The organism is Serratia sp. CY29653, from assembly GCF_052169255.1.
Lineage (GTDB): Bacteria > Pseudomonadota > Gammaproteobacteria > Enterobacterales > Enterobacteriaceae > Serratia > Serratia sarumanii.
The window spans coordinates 250895-267498 of record NZ_JBJNLC010000002.1; the positions used below are offsets into that span (position 1 = coordinate 250895).

Genomic DNA, 16604 nt, shown 5'->3' on the forward strand with positions numbered 1-16604 from the left:
CTCAATGCGTTGCGCTGGCGGCGTTCGCCGCCGGTGCGGTTTGGCCGGGCGCGGCGGCGTTTTCCGGCAGATCCTCGAAGCCCAGCATCAGCGTGAGCGCGAACGACAGCACCACCGAGAGCGCCATCACCGCCACCACCCACACGATGCTCATCGGGTTGGCCGGATCGAAGAACTGCACGCTGGTGAACAGCCCGGGCGAGGCCATCGAATGGCTGGCCAACCCGCCGATGCCGGCGACCGCGCCGCAGACGAAGCCGCTGATCAGGCTGGCGATCAGCGGCCGTTTCAGGCGCACCGCCACGCCGTACAGCGCCGGTTCGGAAATCCCTGCCACGATGGCGGAGGCGGCGGCGGCCAGCGCGGTCTGGCGCAGCTCGCGGTTCTTGGTTTTCAGCGCCACCGCCAGCGAAGCGCCGCCCAGCGACAGGTTGGCGCCGATCTCCGAAGGCATCACCATGCCCTCTTTGCCGGTCTCGGCGATGGTCTGGATGATGGTCGGGGTAAACACCCGGTGCATGCCGGTGATCACCAGCAGTGGCCAAATCGCCCCCATGATGGCCACGGAGAGCCAGCCCAGGTAGCCGTGCACGGTGTAGACCAGCGCAGAGATGCCGCTGCCGATCCAGATGCCGAGCGGGCCGATAAGCAGAATGGCGATCGGCGCGGCGATCAGCACGATCAGCATCGGTTTGAGGAAGTTCTTGGTCACCGCCGGGGTGATGCGATCCACCCCGCGTTCGATGTGCGACAGGATCCAGGTCATCACCAGCGCCGGGATCACCGTGTAGGTGTATTTCACCGCCGTCACCGGGATGAAGGCGAATTCCACCGCCTGGCCCTGCGCCGCCTTGGCCATCAGATCGATAAAGTTGGGATGCACCAGCACCCCGGCGATGGCGATCGCCAACGACATGTTGGTTTTGAACTTCAGCGCCGCCGAGGCGGCGACCATCACCGGCAGGAAGAAGAACGCGCCGTCGCCGATTACGTTGAGGATGACGAGGGTCGAGGAGCCTTTTTCGAATACCCCGGCCATGTCCAGGATCATCGCCAGCAGCTTCACCATCGAGCCGCCGATGATGGCGGGGATCAGGGGCGACATGGTGCCCACCAGCGCGTCGAGAATGCCGGCGCCGATGCCCTTCAGGGTGAGTTGGCGTTTCACCGGGGCGGCGGGGGCCGCCGCGCCCGGCATGCCGAGCGCCAGCACCGCCTGATAGGCCTTGGCCACCTCGTTGCCGATGATCACCTGGCACTGCTCGCCGCTGTGCACCACGCCCAGCACGCCGTCGATGGCCTTCAGCGCCGGGGTGTCGATCCGCGTTTTGTCTTTCACCACGAATCTCAGGCGGGTCATGCAGTGGGTCACGGCCTCGATATTGCCCGCGCCGCCCAGGGCGGCCATGATGGCGTGCGAGATCTCTGCGTAGTTCTTCGGCATGGCGTGTCGTCTCTCAGATAGCAATTCGGATAGCCCAAAGGCGCATATTTACTGCCTGGGCGATCCGTCGTTCCATCCGTATGAAACGCCCATAAGAAACCGGTTTCACAAAATCATGTATTGGTGTTTTGTTGTTGGCAAGAACTATGATTTTTGGCGTTTCGTTTTCGTGATCTGGATCGCCAGAGGTAAGTACGCATCGACGCACAGGGGCGTGAAAGCGTTCCAAACGCCGGGCGTCTTGGGTAGACTGCGCTGAACCCATGGATTTTGGCGGCGCACAGATGGCAACGATACTCGAGGTGGCGAAAAAGGCCGGCGTTTCAAAGGCGACGGTGTCGCGCGTGTTGTCCGGCAGCGGCTATGTCAGCGAGGAGAAACGCGCGTTGGTGGCTAAAGCCATCGCGGAAACCGGCTATCGGCCCAACCTGCTGGCGCGCAGCCTGGCGACCAACACCACTCAAACCCTCGGCCTGGTGGTCACCAACACCCTCTACAGCGGCAACTACTTCAGCGAACTGATGGCGCAGTCGGCGCGCATCATGGAGGCGAACGGCCGCCAACTGATCCTGGCGGATGGCAAGCACACCGCCGAAGAGGAGCGGGCCGCCATTCAGTTTTTGCTGGATCTGCGCTGCGACGGGGTGATCATCTATCCGCGTTTTCTGTCGATCGCGGAAATGGACGAGATCGTCTCCCAACACCGCCAGCCGATTCTGGTGATCAACCGGCGGCTGCGGCTGAACGACAGCTACTGCATCTTCAGCGATCAGCACGCCGCCGGCGCGGCGGCGGTGGCGCACCTGATCGCGCGTGGGCATCGCGACATCGCCTTTATCACCGGCTCGCTCGATTCTCCCACCGGGCTGGAGCGGCTTTCCGGCTACAAATCCGCGCTGGCGCAGCAGGGCATCGCGGTTAACGAGGCGTTGATCGTCGAGGGGAAATGGCACGCGCAAAGCGGCGTGGCGGCGGTCGATGCGCTACTGGCCGGCGGGCAGCCGTTCAGCGCCATCGTCGCCGGCAACGACGAGATGGCCATCGGCGCGATGAAGCGGCTGGCGGAGCGCGGCGTGGCGGTGCCGGAAGCGGTATCGGTCATCGGCTTCGACGACATCCCGCTGGCGCCCTATACCGTGCCGTCGCTGTCTAGCATGAAGATGCCGGTCACCGAGATGATCCAGGAGACCATCAACCGCCTGCTGTCGATGCTGGACGGCGGCGAGCTGAGCAAGCGCCCCAGCTTCCCGGCCAGCCTGATCGAGCGCGAGTCGGTGGCGGCGGGGCCGTATTGGGTAGGTAACTGATCCATCCGCGCCTCAATAGACAAACCCGACGGCCGGCCTTATATTGCTAATGAGAATCACTATCAAAAACCTCGTCGACGGTCGGCGTCATCATTCACAGGCAGGGCGAACATGTCTACGTCCCCCCAGCGGTTACTGCAGGAATATCATCAGCAAGCGCAGGACTATGCGCTGTCGGACATGCTGCGTGCGCGGCGCGGCGTGTTGGCCGCCGATGTCGACATCGAGCTGGATGAACCCCACCGCGCGGGGCTGAAGATCGTGGTGATCCGCCGCGGGCGTCTGCGCTGTGAAAGCGGAACGGGGCCGCAGGTGGAGCTGAACGGCCCTTCGCTGTTGCTGGCCGCCGGGCGGGACGACTTTGTGTTGAACAACCTGTTCCAGGCCGGCGAACCGCTCGATTACACCCTGCTGCAGTTCTCCGCCGCCTGGCTGGAACAGAACGATGTCCGCCTGCCGCCCGGCCTCGATGGGCGGCGGCATGCGCAATTGGTGCCGCTGGCGGCGCCGGCAGCGCTGATCGGCCAGGCCCGGCAACTGTTCGCCTGCCCGCTGCACGAGTCGCAGCGCGGGCTGTGGTTCAGCGCCAGGGCCAACGAGCTGGCGGCGCATTGCCTGCATCAATGCTGGAACCGCAGCGCTGCCGCGCCGTCTGTTGGCGTGCACCTGGCCGCGCGCGATGTGGCGCGCCTGCAGCTGGCGCGCGAAATCCTGTTGGCGGAGATGGAGCAGCCGCCGAGCCTGGATCAACTGGCTCAGCGCGCCGGGTTGAACACCCGCAAACTCACGCAAGGGTTCCGCCAGCTGTTTGGCGCCAGCGTATTCGGCCTGCTGCAGGAGCACCGGCTGCAAACCGCTTGGCGCTTGCTGAGCGAGCAGGATCTGCACGTTTCCACCGTCGCCTGGCAGGTGGGTTATACGCCGGCGCACTTCTCCGTCGCCTTCCGCAAGCGTTTCGGCGTCATGCCCTGCGACGTCAAAAAGCGTTAGCCACGCAATCGAAAGAAAAAGTCTCGCCGGCGAAAGCCTTTACGGATGAGGACGTCCGCCGCTTTTGGCTACAGTAAGCGCCTTTGCCGTGGAGGATCTCATGCTGAGTGACCTGCGGGCGCTGACGCGTCCTTTCCGCATCATGCTGTATTCCGCGCTGGCGCTGCAGGCGCTGGCCGGCGTCAGTTCGCTGTTTCCCTGGCTGGCGATAGCCCGGCTGGTGGACGCCGATCCGGCGGCCTATTCCTTCTGGCTTGGCGTCGCCGCCGGTGGCCTGGCGCTGTGGCTGTTCGCCCAAACGCTGGCGCTGCACCTCACTCATCTGCTCGACGCGCGTTTGTGTCATCGGCTGCGCAGCCAATTGGCCGCCAAGCTGGTGCGTCTGCCGCTGAACTGGTTTGTGCGGCAGGGCGAGAGCGGCGCCGCCCGGGCGCTGTCGCAGGACATTCAGGCGCTGCATCAGCTGGTGGCCCATGCGCCGGCGGAGTTGGTGCAGCTGGCCGTGGTACCCGGCTGCGCGCTGGCGCTGCTGGCGGCGGTGCAGTGGCCGCTGCTGCTGTTCGCGCTGATACCTTTGCTGGCGGCCGCGCTGTTGTTTCGCGTCATCCGTTCGCCGCGACTGCGGCCGGCGTTTGAACAACGCGATCGGGCGTTTCGGCAGTTGAACGACGATTATCGGCAGCTGGCGGCGCATCCGCTGTTGGCGCGCCAGTTTCCCGGTGCGGGCATCGAAGCGCGTGCGCGGCAGAGCCTGCGGGGCTTTCTCGCCGCCTTTCACCGTTGGCTGCGGCGTATCGGCGCGCTCGGCGCCGTGACCCAATTACTGCTCAGCGCCGCGCTGTCGGCCGGTTGGCTGTTGCTCGGCGCCCGCTGGCTGGCGCCCAATCTCACGCTGGCGGAGCTGGCGCTGTTCGTGTTGCTGTTGCGCAGCGTGGCGCAACCGATGATGGCGATGGGGCACGGCGGCGATGCATTGCGCGCGGCGACGCTGGCCGCCGGCCGCATTCGGGCGCTGCTGGCGCATCCCGAAATACGCTGGGGAGGGCGCTCGACGATCGCTTCGGCGCCGCAGGGGGCGGCGCTGCAGCTGAGCGATCTCGGTTGCCGGCAGGACGAACGCTGGTTGCTGCAGGGCGTCAATCTGGCCGTCGAACCGGGGGAATGGCTGGCGATTGTCGGGGCGTCGGGCAGCGGTAAAAGCACGCTGCTGCGGTTGATCGCCCGTTATAGCGAGCCGGATAGCGGAACGGTATCGCTCGACGGCGTGCTCGCCGACGCGTTCTCGGCGCAGGCATTCAATCAGATGGTGGCCGTGGTGCCGCAGGAGAATACGCCGCCGGCGATGTCGCTGCGCGACAACCTGACGCTGTTCGTCGACGGGGCCGACGATGCGCAGCTGCGGCGCGTGCTGGCCGCGCTGGGGCTGGCGGCGCGTTTGCAGGATAGGTTGGACGATACGCCTTCGCTTTCCGGCGGGGAGGCGCAGCGTCTCGCCATCGCCCGGGCGTTGCTGGCGCGGCGGCCGCTGCTGTTGGCCGACGAACCGACTTCGGCGCAGGATCGGCAAAATCGCGAACGCATTCTGACGGCGCTGGCGCAGCTGCCCGCCACCCGGCTGGTGGCAACGCACGACGCGGAACTGTGCCGCCGCGCCGATCGGGTGGCGGTGCTGGCGGAGGGGCGGTTGTTGGCGGTCGGCACGCCCGCCGAGATGGCGGATCATCCGGCATTGTTGGCGGCGTTGGCCGAGCGCCAGGAGGCGGACGATGAAGTTTGAGTTGGTGAAAGCGTTGGCCCCGGCGCTGTTGCTGATGGCGCTGGCCGCCGCGTTGGATGGCGTCTGCGCCTTGCTGCTGGCGGCAGCGGTGGCGAACTGGCAGCAAAATCCCGGCCATTGGCTAGGGCTGCTGGCGCTGGCTACGCCTCTCTTGCTGGCGGTGCAGTATGCGGCGGCCTCCCGCGGTTTCTTCGCCGGCGGCGCGGTGATGAGCTCGTTGCTGCGGGCGCTGTTCCGCCGTCTGCCGCGCGCGCTGTCGCCGCAGGAGCAGGCACCGGGTCTGTTGGCCGGGGCCATCGGTCAGACGATGTCGGCACCCGCGCACCTGCTGGCGCCGTTGGTTGGCGCGGTCGTCACGCCGCTGGCGCTGATCGCCGGGCTGGCCTGCCTGAGCCCGGGAGTGGCGCTGATGCTGCTGGCGGCCTGCGTGCTGTTGATGCTGGTGTTGCGCGGTTCGGCGGCCCGGCTGCACCGGCGAGAGCGAGAGCTTGGGGAGGCCAATCAGAGTATTGAAGGGGCGCTGATGCAGTTTGCCCGTCATCAGGCATTGCTGCGCTTCGGCTACGGGCAGGCGGCCGCCGCCGAGGCGTTGACGCAACGGTTGGATGACCATCATCGGGCGCACGCCGCGCTGCTGCGCCAAAGCTTGCCATATCACCTGTTGTTCAGCGCCGGGCTGCAGCTGACGCTGTTGGCGGCATTGTGGTTCGGTGCCCATGAGGTGCTGGCGCAGCGCCTGAACGTCGCCCAATGGCTGGCGCTGATGATTGTCCTGGCCCGCTTGTTGGAGCCGTTGCTTCAGCTTTCTCACCTCGATCAGGCGCTGCGTCAGTTGAAGAGCGCGTGGGCGCAACTGCGGCAGGCGCTGGCGTCGCCCGCGTTGCCGCTGCCGGAACGGGACGGCGCCGCGCCGCAGGACGACGGCATCGCGCTTGAGGCGCTGAGCCTGGCGGCGGCGCACGGCGGCTGGCGGCTGCGGGAAATAGGCGGAGCCTGCGCCGCCGGAGAGATGTTGGCGATCGTCGGCCCTTCGGGCGCCGGCAAAAGCAGCCTGCTGAGCCTGATGGCGCGCACGCAGGATCCGACGGCGGGGCGGGTGTTCTACGGCGGCCGTGACGTGCGCGCGCTGTCGGCGCGGCAATTGGCGGGCGGTCGCGGCGTGATGTGGCAAGACAATCGCCTGCTGCGCGGCAGCGTGCGCTGGAATCTGACCCAGGGGCGAACGGATATCGGCGATGAGCGTCTGCTGGCGCTGTTGGCGGCGCTGGATCTGCCGCCCGACGTGCTGGAAGAAGAGGTCGGCAGCGACGGCGATCGTTTCTCCGGCGGGCAGAAGCAACGGCTGTGCCTGGCGCGCACGCTGCTGCAGGGGGCGCCACGATTGTTGTTGGACGAACCGGGCGCCAGTCTGGATCTGCGCAACGCCGAGCGCGTGGCGGCCCTGCTGGCCGGCTGGCCCGGCACGCGGGTCGTCGTCACCCACGATCCCGCGTTGGCCTGTCGGGCGGATCGAGTGTGGGTGCTGGAAGGCGGGCGGCTGACGGCGGCGGGCAGCCCGGATGCGCTGCGCGAGGCGGGGGGCTGGTTCGCCCGTTTCTGCCAGGCGAAAATGACCGGCGATCGATAGAGAAACTCCGGCAATCGAAAAAGTCGCGGCGGCCGTTTTGTTAGATTGATAACGATTATCATTTAACAATAACAACCAGGGAAAAACATGCGACTCATTCACCTCTCACCAGTGGCGGCCGCGATGCGCCGCGGCGCGTTGCTGTGCGCGCTGTGCGGCACCGGGGCGCTGGCGCAGGATGCGCCGGCCAAAACGGACGTAAAAGAAGATACCCTCACCGTGACCGCCGGCGCGGCGGCGCGGGATGACTATGTGGCTCCCGGCGTCACCACGCTGGGGAAAATCCCGCTGAAACCGCGTGAAGTGGCCCAGTCGGTCAGCGTGATCGATCGCCAGCAGATGGAGCAGCAGAATCTCACATCGCTGGATGCGGTGATGACGCGCGCCACCGGCGTCACCAGCGCCCCCTTCGTGTTGCTGACCACCGCGTGGTATGCGCGCGGCTTCAAGATCGATTCGTTCGAACTGGACGGCGTGCCGACGCTGCTGGGCAATACCGCCAGCTCGCCGCAGGACATGGCGGTGTATGAGCGGGTGGAGATCCTGCGCGGCTCCAACGGCCTGCTGCACGGGCTCGGCAACCCGGCGGCCACGGTCAACATGGTGCGCAAGCACGGACTGGCGCAAAACCGCGCGCAGTTTACCGCCAGCGCCGGGAGCTGGAATCAGTATCGCGGCGAAGCGGACGTGGGCGGCCCGCTGAACGCGTCGGGCAGCGTGCGCGGCCGTGCGGTGATGGCATGGGAAGATCGCGATTATTTCTATCGCGTCTCGGATCAGAAAACCCGTTTGCTGTATGCCACCGTCGACGCCGATCTGACGCCGGACACCCTGCTGCGTGTCGGCGCGCAGTACCAAACCATCGATTCCGTCACCAATATGGCCGGGGTGCCGATGGGGAAAGACGGCAGCGATCTGCACCTGCCGCGCAGCACCTATCTGGACGTGGACTGGGATCGCTTCAAATGGGACACCACGCGGCTGTTCGCTGCGGTGGAGCATCGGCTGAACGACGACTGGCAGGCCAAGCTGAGCGGCGACTATCTGCACGCCAAGTCTCGCCTGCTGTATGCCGGCGCCTGGGGCAACGTCGATCCGGCCACCGGCGACGGCGCGGCGCTGATGGGCGGCGCCTATCGTTTTCGCAATCAGCAGCTGGGGCTGGACGCCAGCCTGAACGGCAAGATCGACGCCTGGGGGTTGCGGCACGAGCTGGTCGTCGGCGCCAGCTACACCCATGCCGAAGAAGAACAGTTCACCGCACGGTTTGATTCTGTGTTTCAGGTGCCGGTGAACGTCTACCGCTGGGATCCGCACGGCGTGCCGAAGCCAGCGATCGGCGCTTACAGCTCGCCGGGGTCGACCAAAACCGTTCAGCGCGGGGTGTACGGCATGGGCCGCATTAAACTGGCGGAGCCGCTGACGCTGGTGGCCGGCGCGCGCGAAAGCTGGTGGCAACTGCGTTCGCCCAGCGACACTCTGGAAGAGAACGCGCGTCTGACCCCCTACGGCGGCCTGATCTGGGATTTCGCCAAAGACTGGTCGTGGTATGCCAGCTACGCCACGGTGTTTCAGCCGCAGAGCGGCAAAACCTGGAGCGGGCAGATGCTTAAGCCGGTGGAGGGCCGCACGTTGGAAAGCGGGGTGAAGGCGTCGCTGATGAATGGCGCGCTCAACCTCTCGGCCGCGGCGTTCCGCATCGATCTGGAGAACAACCCGCAGGTGGATCCCGATCACCCGGGCGGCGGTTTCGATACCTGGTATATCAGCGGCGGCAAGGCTCGCAGTGAAGGCCTCGAGCTGGAAGGGCGCGGATACCTCACGCCATGGTGGGACGTCACGCTCGGCTACACCTATACCGACACGCGCTACACCCGCGACGCCGGCAACCAGGGGCGCGCCTACAACAGCCTGACGCCGCGTCATATGCTGCGGCTGTGGAGCGATTACGACCTGCCGTGGGATCAGCGCAAGTGGAGCATCGGCGGCGGCATCCAGGCGCAGAGCGCGTTCAGCAGCGCCAATGGCGCGACGACGCTGCGCCAGGGCGGCTATGCGCTGGTCAACGCACGGCTGGGGTATCGCATCGACGAGACCTGGTCGGCGGCGCTCAACGTCAACAATCTGTTCGATCGCCGCTACTACGCCGGGCTTTTCTCGCCGCAGTGGAACAACCGTTACGGTGAACCGCGCAACCTGATGTTCACCGTCAAGGCCGAGTTTTGATGAATATGCGCGTATGGGCGGCGTGCCTCGGCAGCGCCATGGGGGGCGTTACCCTGGCGCTGCTGTTGGCGCGCGGCTATCCCTCGGCCGACCCGCTCGATCGGCTTTACGGCGCGCTGTTTCTGGCGTTGTTCGGCGGCATCGCGTTGCTGACGTATAGCCTGCTGGCGCCGGACTGGCGTCGCACGCTGCTGCGCGCCTGGTTGTGGTGGCCGCTGCCGCTGGCGCTGCTGGAGGCGTGGCGATGAACGCCGTCGCGCGACGGGCTTTGGCGTCGCTGCATCGGGGCTGCGGCGCGTTGTTCGGCTGCGCGCTGTTCGTGGTCCTGTTCACCGGCTGCTGGAGCCTGGCCGGCGACAGCTTCACGCTGTGGTGGAACGGCGTGACGATGAGCGGCGAGCAACGGCCGTTGGCGCAGCTGCTGGACGACGCGAAAGCCTACGGTGAAGACGGCGCGGCGCCTTACGTCATGCTGCCGAGCGCGCGTTATCCGGTGATTCGCTTTTGCCGCGCCCCGGACGACTGCGCCCTCGCGCTGAGCGCCGTCAGCGGGCGGCTGGTCAGCCTGACGGCACCTACCACGCTGTTGGTGACGCTGCACAAGAACCTGTTTCTCGGCTTTCCCGGTCGGGTGTTTCTCAGTTTGTTCGGCATCGCGTTCGCTTTGCTGCTGATCAGCGGGATTGCGCTGCATGGTCGACGGCTGCGCCAGCTGTTGCAGCTGCGGCGGCGTCAGGGGCTGCGGGTGCTGCTGTTCGATCTACACAATCTGTTGGGGCTTTGGTGCTATCCGTGGCTGGTGATGTTCGCTTTGACCGGCGCGTTATCCGGCCTCGGCGCGCTCGGTACTGTGCTGCTGGCCGACCGCGTCAGCCCCGGTGCGCCGCAGCGGGTGATGGCGCAGCTGATGGGCGGTGCGCAACCTGCACCGCCCTTGCCTGACGCCGGGCGTACCCTTGCGCAGACGATGGCGGCGCTGCGGCGCCAGGCACCGGAATTTACGCCGCAAACCCTGCAGCGCGCGCCGGATGGTGCATTGCTGGCGGTGGGCGGCGTCACTCGCGGTATTCCCAGCAGCGCGCTGTTCGAGCAATTTCGTTTCGGCAGCGGCGAGCAGCCGGCGCTGATGCGACGCAGCGCCGCTCATCAGGGGCCATGGACGCGCGCGTTCATCGCCGTTCAGCCGCTGCACTATGGCCAATACGCCTGGTTGCCGCGGGCGGCGGCGGCGGTGAGCGCGCTGCATTTTTTGGCCGGGTTCGGCGCGGCGACGCTGGCGCTGAGCGGGCTGGGATTGTGGTGCCTACGGCAGCCGCAGCGCCGTGCCGCGCGCTTTATCACCGGCGTCTGCTGTGGTCTGACGGTGGCGGGAAGTCTGCTGTTGGCCGCCCGGCCGCTGGCGGCGTTCCCTGCCGCCTGGCTGTTTTGGGGAATGTGGGGCGCGGTGGCGCTGTTGGCGTGGCGAGTTTGGCCGGGGTGGTTATTGTTCCTCAGCGGAATGGCCAGCGGTACGGCGCTGCTGGTGGCGGCGCTCGGCCATATGCTCAGCGCCGGCCCCGGCCTGTACTGGCTGGACAGCGCTTTACTGTTAGTCAGCGCGGCTCTGTTCGCCGCCGGCTCCTTGTTATGGCAATCGCGCGGTGCCTGGCCGCGCCAATTGGAGTAAAACATGCGACAACTATTGCAACATCGGCATCTGGTGCTGACCCTGGGGCTGCTCTATTTTAGTCAGGGCATCCCGATCGGCATCGCCATGGATGCGTTGCCGACCCTGCTGCGCCATGACGGCGCCAGCCTGCAGGCGCTGGCGTTTTTGCCGCTGGTGGGGTTGCCCTGGGTGGTGAAGTTTCTTTGGGCGCCGCTGGTGGATAATCACTGGTCGCCACGCTTCGGACGCCGCCGCAGTTGGATTATTCCGCTGCAGTGCGTGGTGACGATGTGCCTGATCCTGCTCAGCGCGGTCGGCATTTCCGCGGCGGCGGCAGGGCTGTGCGTCGCGCTGCTGGCCGTCGCGTCGCTGGCCAGCGCTACGCAGGATATCGCCACTGATGGCATGGCGGCGGAACACGTCAGCGGTGAGTTGCTGTCGCGCGTCAATGCCATTCAAATCGCCGGGGTGATGAGCGGCTTCTTCGTCGGCGGGGCGGGCATGATGATGCTGAGTGCCCGGGTAGGCGTGCAGGGTGCGCTGCTGGCGATGGCGATCTTCCCTGCCGTCAGCCTGCTGGCGATTGGCCGCTTCCGACAACACGCCGATCTGCCGCCCGAACGCGCCGATTCGCGTCCGGCCAGCCTGCTGCGCACGCTGCGCCGTCGCGGCGCGGCGCGGTTGCTGACGCTCACGCTGCTGTCGGCGGTGACCGCGGTATCCGGCTTCGGGTTGGCCAAGCTGTTTTTAACCGATCACGGTTGGACGCCGGCGCAGGTCGGCCAGATCGGCATGGCCGGCGGCATGGTGACGCTGGTGCTCGGGTGCGGTGGCGGCGCCTGGCTGGTGAGCCGGCTCGGGGTGTGGAAGGCGTTCGCGGTTGGCCTGGGTTGTGCGCTGTGCGCCTCGCTGTGCTGGCTGGCGATGGCCAACTGGGGTCTGCAATCCGGCGGCGTGATCGCCGCGGTGATGGGAGGCGCGCTGGCTTCCGGAGTGACCTCGGTCGCTATCATGACTGCCGGCATGCAGTTCGCTGCGCAGGGCGATCAGGCGGGCACAGACATGACCATGGTGCAAAGCTCGCGCGATATCGGGGAAATGGTCAGCAATATGCTGATGGTGGGGATGACCGCCAGCCTGGGCTACCGTTTTTCCTTCGCGTTGGCGGCCGCTTTGGCCGTGCTGCTGCTGGGCATCAATCTGGCCAGCAACCGGCACCCTGCGGCGGTGCGGCGGCAAGAAGAGTAGAGGAGATAGTTGGGGCCGGTTAAACCAGCTATCGATGTTTAACTGCGGCGAGCTGAGCAAGCGCCCCAGCTTCCCGGCCAGCCTGATCGAGCGCGAGTCGGTGGCGGCGGGGCCGTATTGGGGAAAGACATAATCGCGTACCCGCCTTTTTCAGGTGCTACAACGCTTGAACCCGTCCCTTCGACAAAGCAAAAATCCCCAGCGCGCTGCCCAACGCCAGGGCGCTGGCGGCTGCCGTGGATAGCGTGAACTCGCGCGTGTAGGGCAACAGCAGGCCAGCCGCAGAGATGCTGCCCAGCAGCAGGCTAAAGAACAGCGCTTTTTTACGATAGGGCGCCTTTAGGTTGAGATAGGCGGCGACGGCGCAGACGATAAGTGTTCCGCCGACGACGACCAACAGCGGCAGGATAATGAATGCCCCGGCGAGGAGATTGGACAGCCCAACGTCCCCCACGCCGGCGTAAGAGACAATAAGGAACATGATGCCGATGGCTAATACCGTGCTCAGTTTGATGACGATATAAGTGCTCGCGCACAGGTTAAGCGCCTTTAATGCTACTAGCATCACGTTGTTTGCCATCGTTCATCCTTGAGTTTGTCGGATAGGGGCCGCGTTGGTCTGGGGAATGGTTTATCTTACTCCAACCCCCCAATCCTTCCACGAATCTCCTCCTCCGGCAGATCCACACCAATAAATACCAAAGTGCTCCGGCGTTCCTCATCAGGCAGCCACTCCCGATCCCAGTCGGCGTTATACAGCCGCTGCACGCCCTGGAACAGCAGGCGGCGCGGTTCGTCTTCGATAGACAGAATGCCTTTGTAGCGCAGCAGGTTGTCGGCGTATTCCAGCAGCAGGCCTTCCATCACGTCGGAGATTTGCATCAGCGGCAGCGGGCGCTCCAGCGTCACCACAATTGAGCGGATGTCGCTCTGCGGCTGCGGGATGCGGCGGAACAGCGGGGCGTGCGGCGTCAGGTTGAGCTTGTCGTTCAGCGTAAAGCCTTCGATGTCGAACAGCACGCTCAGATCGATGTTGCCGTGCGTCACCTTGTAGACCGGCGCGCGGGCGTTCATCCGCTGCAGCCGCTGGATCAGCACCTCGCAGTCCGGCGCCACGTCGGTTTTGGTCAGCAGGATGCGGTCGGCGTAGCCCACCTGCGCCTGGGCGATGCTGAACTGGCTCAGCTGCTGCTCGGCGTGCGCCGCGTCCACCAGGGTGATGATGCCGTCCAGCAGGAAGCGCTCGCACAGGATCTCGTGCGAGAAAAAGGTCTGGGTAATCGGGCCGGGATCGGCCATGCCGGTGCATTCGATGATCAGCCGATCGAACGCCAGCTGGCCGCTGTCGGCGCCGTCCAGCAGATCCAGCAGCGCGTCCGCCAGTTCGTTGGATTTACTGCAGCAGATGCAGCCGTTGCTCAGGGTAGTGATGCGGCTGGCGCGATCGCCGATCAGCGCATCGTCGATCGGCACTTCGCCGAACTCGTTCTCGATGACCGCGATTTTATAGCCGTGTTCGGCGTTCAGGATGTGGCGCAGCAGGGTGGTTTTGCCGGCGCCCAAAAAGCCGGTCAGGATGGTGACTGCAATGGGTTTCATACGGGTCCTTGTGACTGCGGGTTAACAGCAGCGCATGCCGCCTTTGCCGTCGCCGCCGTAGCGCGCTTGCTGGCGCTCGCGGAAAAATTCTTTATAGGTCATCACCGGCTTGTCCGGGTGGTTGTCTTTCATGTGCTGGACGTAGGTATCGTAGTCAGGCACGCCCACCAACATGCGCGTCGCCTGCCCGAGATATTTCCCCGCCTGGCCGAGATTTCCGAACATAAGCCTTCTCCAACTTTACCCTGCATCACTACAGCGCTTGCTTAAGCCTGATATTAGGGGAAGCCGGGGGATGGGGTTCCCGCAGGGATGCCCCACCTCCGGGTCGCCCCGGGTATCTCGATTGCATCGCGCCGCACGCCTGGCATCTTGCGATACGCAGGCCGTGCGGCTTTGGGTACTGCTTAACGTTTATTATGCAGGGTATCCGTTAAATCACATCAATGCTGGGTCGAAACTTTGACCTCCCCCTCAGTTACGCCGTCGGCGGGCGCGGCCTGCGGCACCGGCACGTAAGGCGTTTCCTGGTCGGTGCGTTTCGGGTTCTTGTGCGCCGCCAGCGCGGTTTTCACCCCGTAGAAGATGATGCTGTACACCACCAGCAGGAACAGAATGCTCAGCCCGGCGTTGGTGTAGTTGTTCACCACGATGTGGTTCATGTTGGCGATCTGCTGGGCGCTCAGCTCGGCGCCGCCTTCGGCGATCTTGCGCTTGTACTCGCCGGCCAGGAAGAAGAAGCCTTCCAACTGCGGGTTGTCGCTGAACAGCTTCAGCCCCAGCGCGTAGGTGGTGCAGATCAGCAGCCACACCGCCGGTAGCACGGTCACCCAGATGTATTGGGTGCGCTTCATCTTAATCAGCACCACGGTGCCCAGAACCAGCGCCACGGCGGCCAGCATCTGGTTGGAGATGCCGAACAGCGGCCACAGGCTCTTCACGCCGCCGAGCGGATCCACCACGCCCTGATACAGCAGGTAGCCCCACAGCCCGACGCAGCCGGCGGTGCCGACGATGCCGGCCACCAGCGAGTCGGTTTTCTTCAGGAACGGCACGAAGTTGCCCAGCAGATCCTGCAGCATAAAGCGGCCGGAGCGGGTGCCGGCGTCCAGCGCGGTCAGGATGAACAGCGCCTCGAACAGAATGCCGAAGTGGTACCAGAAGCCCATGTTGGCGCCCGGAATGATCTGATGGAACACGTGGGCGATGCCCACCGCCAGCGTTGGCGCGCCGCCGGCGCGGTTCAGCACCGAAGGTTCGCCGATGTCGGTGGCGGTCTGCAGGATCTGTTCCGGGCTGATGACGAAGCCCCAGGAGCTGACCGCCGCCGCCGCGTGCACGGTGACGTCCTTCAGCGAAGCCATGATCATTGGCGCGTCTTCGGTGCCTAAGCGGTGCAGATCCGGCATGGTGATGCCCAGCGCCGCCGGCGGGGTGTTCATGGCGAAGTACAGGCCCGGCTCGATGATAGAAGCAGCCACCAGCGCCATGATGGCGACGAAGGACTCCATCAGCATCGCGCCGTAGCCGATAAAGCGCGCGTCGGTCTCATTGGCCAGCAGCTTCGGCGTGGTGCCGGAGGCGATCAGCGCATGGAAGCCGGAGACCGCGCCGCAGGCGATGGTGATGAACAGGAACGGGAACAGGGTGCCTTTCCACACCGGGCCGGTGCCGTCGACGAACTGGGTGACCGCCGGCATTTTCAGCTCAGGGTTGAGGATCACGATGCCGATCGCCAGCCCGACGATCACGCCGATTTTCAGGAAGGTGGCCAGGTAGTCGCGCGGCGCCAGGATCAGCCACACCGGCAGCAGGGCGGAGACGAACGCGTAGCCGATCAGCGTGAAGGTGATGGTGGTGTCTTTAAAGGTCAGCGCCGGGCCCCAGTACGGGTCGTGCGCCACCACGCCGCCGAACCAGATGGCGGCCACCAGCAGCACGATGCCGATGACTGACACTTCACCCACGCGGCCGGGGCGCAGGTAGCGCATGTAGATGCCCATAAACAGCGCGATTGGCACGGTGGAGCAGACGGTGAACACCCCCCACGGGCTTTCCGCCAGCGCTTTCACCACGATCAGCGCCAGCACCGCCAGGATGATGATCATGATCAGGAAGCAGCCGAACAGCGCGATGGTGCCCGGTATCGGCCCCATCTCTTTTTTGATGATCTCACCGAGCGAGGCGCCGTTGCGGCGCGAGGAGATGAACAGCACCATAAAGTCCTGCACCGCCCCCGCCAGCACCACGCCGCCCAGCAGCCACAGCGTGCCGGGCAGGTAGCCGACCTGCGCGGCCAGCACCGGCCCCACCAGCGGACCGGCGCCGGCGATGGCGGCGAAGTGGTGGCCGAACAGCACGTTCTTGTTGGTCGGCACGTAGTTGAGGCCGTCGTTGTTGACCACCGCCGGGGTGGCGCGGCCGGCGTCCAGCTTCATCACCTTGGTGGCGATGTACAGGCTGTAGTAGCGGTAGGCCACCAGATACACCGCCACCGAAGCGACGACGATCCACAGCGCGCTGATGTGTTCGCCGCGGCGCAGCGCCACCACGCCGAGGCAGGCTGCGCCGAGTATCCCCAGCAGCATCCACGGAATGTGCTTTAAAATCCCCTCTCGTTTCATGAGGTATCCTTAATTCCAGTCTGCAAAATATGAATGAACTCATCCGCTTGTAAGAGATGTCAGAGTGGCGCGGTGAGCCGTAGCGTCTTTCCCGAGGTAAGGCGGGTTTAGGAA

The 16604-nt window shown here is 65.4% G+C and carries 13 protein-coding genes; 8 read left to right on the forward strand and 5 right to left on the reverse strand.

Annotated features, from left to right (window positions below; all coding sequences use genetic code 11):
* Position 1: 1 nt before the first annotated feature.
* Positions 2-1444, reverse strand: coding sequence for a PTS cellobiose/arbutin/salicin transporter subunit IIBC (gene ascF / locus ACJ8HN_RS14735; protein WP_442523632.1), 1443 nt, complete (start codon positions 1442-1444; stop codon positions 2-4).
* A 284-nt stretch (positions 1445-1728) separates the two neighbouring features.
* On the opposite strand from ascF, the gene ACJ8HN_RS14740 reads away from it, so the two are divergent.
* The 8 genes from ACJ8HN_RS14740 (at position 1729) to ACJ8HN_RS14775 (ending at position 12267) form a co-directional block, all read left to right on the forward strand.
* A complete protein-coding gene (locus ACJ8HN_RS14740; RefSeq protein ID WP_442523633.1) occupies positions 1729-2751 on the forward strand; it encodes a LacI family DNA-binding transcriptional regulator in 1023 nt (340 codons plus the stop codon).
* A 111-nt stretch (positions 2752-2862) separates the two neighbouring features.
* Complete coding sequence (locus ACJ8HN_RS14745) at positions 2863-3741, forward strand: helix-turn-helix transcriptional regulator (protein ID WP_047569528.1); 879 nt, start codon at positions 2863-2865, stop codon at positions 3739-3741.
* Positions 3742-3841: 100 nt separating this feature from the next.
* Positions 3842-5518: an ATP-binding cassette domain-containing protein gene (locus ACJ8HN_RS14750; protein ID WP_442523634.1), complete on the forward strand. Its 1677-nt coding sequence runs from the start codon at positions 3842-3844 to the stop codon at positions 5516-5518.
* The gene (locus tag ACJ8HN_RS14755) at positions 5508-7145 is read left to right on the forward strand and encodes an ATP-binding cassette domain-containing protein (RefSeq protein ID WP_060422626.1); all 1638 of its coding nucleotides are present in this window, start codon (positions 5508-5510) and stop codon (positions 7143-7145) included. Before ACJ8HN_RS14750 ends, ACJ8HN_RS14755 begins: the two co-directional genes overlap by 11 nt.
* 87 nt (positions 7146-7232) lie before the next feature.
* A complete protein-coding gene (locus ACJ8HN_RS14760) occupies positions 7233-9371 on the forward strand; it encodes a TonB-dependent siderophore receptor (RefSeq protein ID WP_195892174.1) in 2139 nt (712 codons plus the stop codon).
* On the forward strand, positions 9371-9619 hold the full coding sequence (locus ACJ8HN_RS14765; protein WP_033652804.1) for a hypothetical protein: 249 nt from the start codon (positions 9371-9373) through the stop codon (positions 9617-9619). The genes ACJ8HN_RS14760 and ACJ8HN_RS14765 overlap by 1 nt, the downstream gene beginning before the upstream one ends.
* The gene (locus tag ACJ8HN_RS14770) at positions 9616-11037 is read left to right on the forward strand and encodes a PepSY-associated TM helix domain-containing protein (RefSeq protein WP_060422620.1); all 1422 of its coding nucleotides are present in this window, start codon (positions 9616-9618) and stop codon (positions 11035-11037) included. Before ACJ8HN_RS14765 ends, ACJ8HN_RS14770 begins: the two co-directional genes overlap by 4 nt.
* Before the next feature lie 3 nt (positions 11038-11040).
* Complete coding sequence (locus ACJ8HN_RS14775) at positions 11041-12267, forward strand: RhtX/FptX family siderophore transporter (protein ID WP_033652805.1); 1227 nt, start codon at positions 11041-11043, stop codon at positions 12265-12267.
* A gap of 157 nt (positions 12268-12424) precedes the next feature.
* Here ACJ8HN_RS14775 and ACJ8HN_RS14780 read toward each other — a convergent pair whose 3' ends face one another.
* The 4 genes from ACJ8HN_RS14780 to ACJ8HN_RS14795 form a co-directional block, all read right to left on the reverse strand.
* On the reverse strand, positions 12425-12847 hold the full coding sequence (locus ACJ8HN_RS14780) for a hypothetical protein (RefSeq protein WP_442523635.1): 423 nt from the start codon (positions 12845-12847) through the stop codon (positions 12425-12427).
* A gap of 56 nt (positions 12848-12903) precedes the next feature.
* Positions 12904-13866 (reverse strand): GTPase, encoded by a 963-nt coding sequence (gene yjiA, locus ACJ8HN_RS14785; protein ID WP_442523636.1) that lies wholly within the window; start codon positions 13864-13866, stop codon positions 12904-12906.
* Positions 13867-13887: 21 nt separating this feature from the next.
* On the reverse strand, positions 13888-14091 hold the full coding sequence (locus ACJ8HN_RS14790) for a YbdD/YjiX family protein (protein WP_442523637.1): 204 nt from the start codon (positions 14089-14091) through the stop codon (positions 13888-13890).
* 218 nt (positions 14092-14309) lie between these two features.
* Complete coding sequence (locus ACJ8HN_RS14795; RefSeq protein ID WP_060443706.1) at positions 14310-16490, reverse strand: carbon starvation CstA family protein; 2181 nt, start codon at positions 16488-16490, stop codon at positions 14310-14312.
* Positions 16491-16604: the final 114 nt, after the last annotated feature.

Bases quoted from the DNA above. Each gene is read 5' to 3' on its own strand.
- ascF (WP_442523632.1), bottom strand. From the start codon at position 1,444: ATGCCGAAGAACTACGCAGAGATCTCGCACGCCATCATGGCCGCCCTG.
- ACJ8HN_RS14740 (WP_442523633.1), top strand. From the start codon at position 1,729: ATGGCAACGATACTCGAGGTGGCGAAAAAGGCCGGCGTTTCAAAGGCG.
- ACJ8HN_RS14745 (WP_047569528.1), top strand. From the start codon at position 2,863: ATGTCTACGTCCCCCCAGCGGTTACTGCAGGAATATCATCAGCAAGCG.
- ACJ8HN_RS14750 (WP_442523634.1), top strand. From the start codon at position 3,842: ATGCTGAGTGACCTGCGGGCGCTGACGCGTCCTTTCCGCATCATGCTG.
- ACJ8HN_RS14755 (WP_060422626.1), top strand. From the start codon at position 5,508: ATGAAGTTTGAGTTGGTGAAAGCGTTGGCCCCGGCGCTGTTGCTGATG.
- ACJ8HN_RS14760 (WP_195892174.1), top strand. From the start codon at position 7,233: ATGCGACTCATTCACCTCTCACCAGTGGCGGCCGCGATGCGCCGCGGC.
- ACJ8HN_RS14765 (WP_033652804.1), top strand. From the start codon at position 9,371: ATGAATATGCGCGTATGGGCGGCGTGCCTCGGCAGCGCCATGGGGGGC.
- ACJ8HN_RS14770 (WP_060422620.1), top strand. From the start codon at position 9,616: ATGAACGCCGTCGCGCGACGGGCTTTGGCGTCGCTGCATCGGGGCTGC.
- ACJ8HN_RS14775 (WP_033652805.1), top strand. From the start codon at position 11,041: ATGCGACAACTATTGCAACATCGGCATCTGGTGCTGACCCTGGGGCTG.
- ACJ8HN_RS14780 (WP_442523635.1), bottom strand. From the start codon at position 12,847: ATGGCAAACAACGTGATGCTAGTAGCATTAAAGGCGCTTAACCTGTGC.
- yjiA (WP_442523636.1), bottom strand. From the start codon at position 13,866: ATGAAACCCATTGCAGTCACCATCCTGACCGGCTTTTTGGGCGCCGGC.
- ACJ8HN_RS14790 (WP_442523637.1), bottom strand. From the start codon at position 14,091: ATGTTCGGAAATCTCGGCCAGGCGGGGAAATATCTCGGGCAGGCGACG.
- ACJ8HN_RS14795 (WP_060443706.1), bottom strand. From the start codon at position 16,490: ATGAAACGAGAGGGGATTTTAAAGCACATTCCGTGGATGCTGCTGGGG.